General features: G+C 66.8%; 5 protein-coding genes. All 5 read right to left on the bottom strand.

Annotated features, from left to right (window positions below):
* Positions 1 to 142 (bottom strand): patatin-like phospholipase family protein (locus EOA33_RS23020; RefSeq protein WP_190234344.1); only part of this gene is annotated, 142 nt, incomplete at its 3' end.
* A gap of 26 nt (positions 143 to 168) precedes the next feature.
* Positions 169 to 1,539, bottom strand: a complete 1,371-nt coding sequence (locus EOA33_RS23015; RefSeq protein ID WP_245482414.1) for a pitrilysin family protein — start codon at positions 1,537 to 1,539, stop codon at positions 169 to 171.
* 26 nt (positions 1,540 to 1,565) lie between these two features.
* Entirely contained in the window at positions 1,566 to 2,921 is a 1,356-nt protein-coding gene (locus tag EOA33_RS23010) for a pitrilysin family protein (protein ID WP_127406667.1), read from the bottom strand.
* Between the two features lie 82 nt (positions 2,922 to 3,003).
* Positions 3,004 to 3,558, bottom strand: coding sequence for a 16S rRNA (guanine(966)-N(2))-methyltransferase RsmD (rsmD, locus tag EOA33_RS23005; protein WP_126055116.1), 555 nt, complete (start codon positions 3,556 to 3,558; stop codon positions 3,004 to 3,006).
* On the bottom strand, positions 3,555 to 5,376 hold a 1,822-nt coding region (locus EOA33_RS23000; RefSeq protein WP_145989245.1), incomplete at its 5' end, for a pseudouridine synthase. The genes EOA33_RS23000 and rsmD, both read right to left, overlap by 4 nt.

Here is a 5,376-nt window from a genome sequence, read left to right as displayed (position 1 = left end):
TGATGGCGCCAATCGAGGAGCCGGCGATCGCCGCCGGCCTGATGCCGAGCTCGTCCAGTGCCTCTATTGCGTGGATGTGCGCGAGACCGCGCGCGCCGCCGCCACCGAAGGCAACGCCGAAGGTGGGACCGCCGCTAGCCATTGCTCACCATCTTCCCGCCCCGGGCCTCATCCCTTGCTTCCTAGCGGTGGACCGACGACCATGATGGCGGGATCGGACGACAAAAGCTTCTTCGCCGCGGCCTTGACGTCGGCGATCGTCACCGCGTTGATGAGGGCCGCGCGACGCTGCAGATAGTCGATGCCGAGATTGTCGAGCTGCAGTTCCAGCAGCGTCGCGGCGATAGAAGCCGAAGAGTCCAGATTGTTGATGGCATAGGCGCCGATCATGTATTTCTTGGCCGCCTCGAGTTCGACTTCGGTCGGACCCTGCTCCGCCATCCCCTTCACCACCTGGCGCACCAATGCGAGCGTCTCGGCGGCACGGTCCGAGCGAGTCGCGGTGGTGATGACCAACGCGTTGGAATGCTCGTGGTCGACCAGGTTGGAATCGACGCCATAGGCAAGGCCGCGCTTTTCGCGCACCTCTTCATACAGGCGCGAGGTGAAGGTGCCGCCGCCGAGGATATCGTTCACCAGCACGGCGGCGAAGAAATCCGGTGCGCTGCGCTTCACGCCGGGATAGGCGAACTGCAGCGAGGTCTGCGGCAGGTCGTAGTCGACTTCCAGCTGCTGGCCGAGCTTCGGTTGGGTGTCGGCGATCGGGGCGAGCGCCTGCTTCTGCGGCAGGTCGCCAAACAGCTGGTCGAGCTTCCGCCTCAGGGTTGCCGCGTCGATGTCGCCGACCACGGCGACATGCAGGCCGTCGCGGGCGAAACTTGCCTTGTGGAAAGCGCCGAGGTCCTGCGGCGTGATCGCGGCGATGCTCTGCCTGGTGCCTTCATCGGGCCTCGAATAGGGATGCTCGCCATAGATCGCGCTTAGCCATTTGCGCTGGGCGATCGCGTTCGGGTCGCGCTCGTTGGCGATGATGCCCGACAGCACCTGGGCGCGCACGCGGTCGAGCGGCGCCTGGTCGAAGCGCGGTCTGTTGACGGCAAGCGTCAATAGGTCGAAGGCGGCGTCCTTCCCTTCCGACAGCATGCGCATCGAGCCATAGGTGCCATCGCGCTGCGCGTCGAAGCTCATCTCGGCGCCGGCATCGTCAAGTTTCACCTGGAAGGCGTCGCTGTCGAGGTCGCCGGCGCCCTCGTCGAACAGGCCGGTCATCAGGTTGGCAAGCCCTTCCTTGCCAGCCGGGTCCTGCGCCGTGCCGCCGTCGAAGACGAAGCGGATGGCGACGATCGGCACCGTATGATCCTCGACCAGCCAGGCGGTGATGCCCTTTTCAGACTTCACCTCCTGGATGTTCATCGCGGCACGGGCGGCAAGCGCCGGCAGGACGAGGAAGAACAAGGTAAAGCAAAGGGTGGCGAAGGCGCGTGCCAATTTCCCGTCTCTCCTTGAAGGAAAATGGTGAGCGTGGTGGGGAAAAGGCATCGTACGGCTGAGCTGGTGCGTCATCATCAATTCCCCGCCTGTTGCTGCGGCAGAAGATAGCCGGTCGTCGAATGATCGAGCACAAGATAGCGAGCGGCGACCGTCTTGACCTCCTCGGCGGTGACCTTGCGGATGCGGTCCGGCCATTCCAGGACGTCGCGCACATTGCCGCCCGTGGCCAGCGTCGCGCCGTACATGTTGGCCATGTCGTCCTGCTTGTCGCGGGCGAAGATCATCGAGCGGACATAGCGCTGCTTGGCCTTTTCCAGCTCGTCATCGGTGACGCCGTCCCTGGCGATGCGGGCGACCTCGGCGTTGACCGCCGCTTCGACATCGGCGAGCCTGGCATCGCCGCGCGGCGCGGCGTAGACGGTGAAGTTGGTGGCGTCGAGCATGGTGCCCTGGAAGAAGGCGCCGGCTTCCGCGGCAATGCCCTGCTTGACCACGAGCTGCTGGTAGAGCCGGCTGCGGTTGCCACCGCCAAGGATCTCGGCCAGCAGGTCGAGCGCCTCGGCCTCGCCTGGCTGGGCCGTGTGATAGGACGGCACCACCCACTGGGTCGAGAAGCTCGGCACGGAAACGCGCGCGTCCGTCAGCGTCACCGTCCGTTTGGTGTTCTGCTCTGGCTCGACCGGGCGAATGCGCGGCGGCAGGTCCGGGCCGCGCGCGACCTTGCCGTAGGTCTTCCCGGCCAGCGCCTTCACCGTGTCGGGCTCGACATCGCCGGCCACCACCAGCACGGCGTTGTTCGGCCGGTAATGCTTGTCATAGAAGGCGATCGCGTCGGTGCGGTTCAGTTGTTCCATCTCCTGCATCCAGCCGATGACCGGGATGCGGTAGGGCTGGTTCTGCCAGAGCGTGGCGTCGACTTCCTCGTCCAGCACCGCCTGCGGGTTGTTGTCGATGCGCGAACGGCGTTCCTCAAGGATCACGTCGCGTTCGGTCTTGATGACGTCGTCGGTAAGGATGAGATTGCGCATGCGGTCGGCCTCGAAGGCCATCATCTCGCCCAGCGCCGACGGGGCCACCGTCTCGTGGAAGGCTGTGTAGTCGTAGGAAGTGAAGGCGTTGTTGGAGCCGCCGATCTCCGAGACGGCGCGATCGAACTCGCCGGCGGCGTGGTTGGTCGTCGCCTTGAACATCAGGTGTTCGAAGAAATGCGCGATGCCGGACTTGCCGGCCGGCTCGTCGGCGCTGCCGATCTTGTACCACACCATATGGGTGACGATCGGCGCGCGATGGTCGGGGATGACCACCACCTCCATGCCGTTGTCGAGCAGGAAATCCGTGACCTTGCCGTCATCGGCGGCGAGTGCGGGGTCGGTCAGGAACAGCGAAGTGGTGAGCAAGACTCTCCGCAGCCATTCAGTATGGGGTGTCATTGATGGCTCCGGTTCTCATTGCGGGACGATAGGCAAGGTTGCCAGCCGAGGCAAAGTGAATTGTTCGTCATTTTCGAGGCGCTCACCCCGCCTTGATGAACCGGATCACCGTTTCGCCGTAGCCGCGCTCGTCGACCACGGCGAACCCCTCGCCGGCATCGAACGGGGCGGAAGCCACTTCCTCGACCACGCAGAGCGCGCCGGGCAGCAACCAACCGCCTTGTCTCGCGGAGCGCAGGGCGCGCTCGCCCAGGCCCTTGCCGTAAGGTGGATCGGCGAAGACGAGGCCGAAGGCGGCAAGCGTGCCGGCCTCGCCCAGAGCGGTGGCGTCGCGCCGGAAAATCTTGGTGCGGCCGGTCAGCCCGAACGTCTCGACATTGCTGCGGATCAGGCCGCGTCCCTCGGCCGATTCCTCGATGAAGACGCCATAGGAAGCGCCGCGCGACAGCGCCTCGAGGCCGAGCGCGCCCGTACCGGCGAAGAGGTCGAGCACGCGTGCGCCATCGAGCTTATCTGCAAAACGGTGCGCCAGCACGTTGAACACCGCCTCGCGGGTGCGGTCGGTGGTCGGACGGATGGCATTGCTGCGTGGCGTCGCCAGCGGACGCCCGCGAAACTCACCACCGACGATCCTCATCTGGTGCGGGAACCCTTGGGGCCACCACGTGGCCTGTCACCACCAGGCCTGCCGCCGCCTTCCGGCCGGTCGCCTCGCGGCTTGCTGTACGGCTTGGCGCCACCTGGCTTGCCGCCAGGCTTGCCATATGCCGGCTTGAACGAGGCCTTGCGCGCCTTGGCGTCGGCCGCCTTGGCCGCATCGGCCTCCGCCCTGCCCTTGCCAATCGGACGCGCGCCTGGCGCCATCCAGACATTGGCCTTGCGCTGACCGGGCGGCTCGATCGGCCGCTGCTCGCGTTCGGCCTTCTTGCCGCCGAAACGGGGCTTGTCGCCAAAACCGCCACGAGGTTTGTCGCCGAAGCCGGAACGCTCCGGCTTCGCGCCGCGCTCGCCGAACGCCCGGTCGGGCTTGGTCGAAAGCTTGCCCAGCGCCTCGTCGCGGCTGCCCTCGCGGCGCTTGCGCGCCTTGATCAGGCCGCCCTCGCCGATCGGCCGGCGGTCGCCGTCGCGAGAGAATTTCGGCGGTTCGGCCCCTTCGCGGCGCGGCTCGGTGCGGCGCACCGGCCTGTTGGAGAAGGGTTTTGCAATCTCGGCATCGAAATTGGCGCCGGATTCCTCGATCAGGCGCTCGCCGAGCTGCTCACGCAGCACGCGGCCCTTGATCTCCAGCACATGGCCCTCCGGCAGATCCTCGAGCTGGAACGGCCCGTAGGAAATGCGGATCAGCCGCGTCACCTCGAGGCCGAGCGCGCCCAGGATGTTCTTGACCTCGCGGTTCTTGCCTTCGCGCAGGCCGATCGTCAGCCAGGCATTGGTGCCCTGTTCGCGGTCGAGGCTGGCTTCGATCGCGCCATAGAAGACGCCGTCGACGGCGATGCCTTCGCGCAAGCCCGCGAGCGCGCTTTCCTCGACCTTGCCGTGGACGCGCACGCGGTAGCGCCTGAGCCAGCCGGTGGCCGGCAATTCGAGCACGCGCGACAGGCCGCCGTCATTGGTGAGCAGCAGCAGCCCTTCGGTGTTGATGTCGAGGCGACCGATGGTCATCAGCCGCGGCAGTTCGGCCGGCAGCACGTCGAAGACGGTCTTGCGGCCCTCGGGATCGCGGTTGGTGGTGACGACGCCGGCCGGCTTGTGGAACAGGAACAGCCGAGTGCGCTCGATCTTGGGGATTTCCATGCCGTCGAGATGGACGATGTCGTCGGGCATCACGTTGAAGGCCGGCGAGGACAGCACCTTGCCGTTGACCTTGACGCGGCCGGCGGCGATCAGTTCCTCGGCGTCGCGGCGCGAGGCCAGGCCGGCGCGGGCAAGCCGCTTGGCGATGCGCTCGCCGGCTTCCTCAGCGGCTTCGGCGGGACGCGGGCGAGGCTTGAAGCCGCCGCCTGATGCGCCTTGCGGCCGCTCGCCAAAGTCACGCTTGGGACGATCGCTGAAGTCGCGCTTGGGACGATCCGCGAAGTCGCGTTTCGGACGGTCCGCGAAATCTCGCTTCGGGTGGTCGCCAAAATCACGCTTGGGCCGTTCGAAACGTTTTTCGCCGCCCTCGCCTGACGCGGCCACCGGCCGGTCGCCGCGCGGGGCGTAGGGCTTGCGCGGTCCCTTCTCATAAGGCTTGCCCTCGGGGCGCGGTCCCTTGCGGAACGGCTTTTCGCCGCGCGGGCCAGCGCCCTCGCTCGCCTCACGCGGCAAGGATTCGCGCTTAAAGTCGCGCGCCGGCCGCTCGCCGTCCGCTGCCATCGGCCGATCACCACGCGGCGCATAGGGCTTGCGCGGTCCGTCGCGCTTCTCGAAGGGCTTGCCCTCGGGACGCGGCGCCTTGCGGAACGGCTTTTCCGCC

Source organism: Mesorhizobium sp. M4A.F.Ca.ET.050.02.1.1, from assembly GCF_003997725.1.
In the GTDB taxonomy this organism is placed as follows: domain Bacteria; phylum Pseudomonadota; class Alphaproteobacteria; order Rhizobiales; family Rhizobiaceae; genus Mesorhizobium.
The sequence above is the reverse complement of the archived record's forward strand: the minus strand, read 5'-3'. Positions and strand labels throughout refer to the sequence as shown.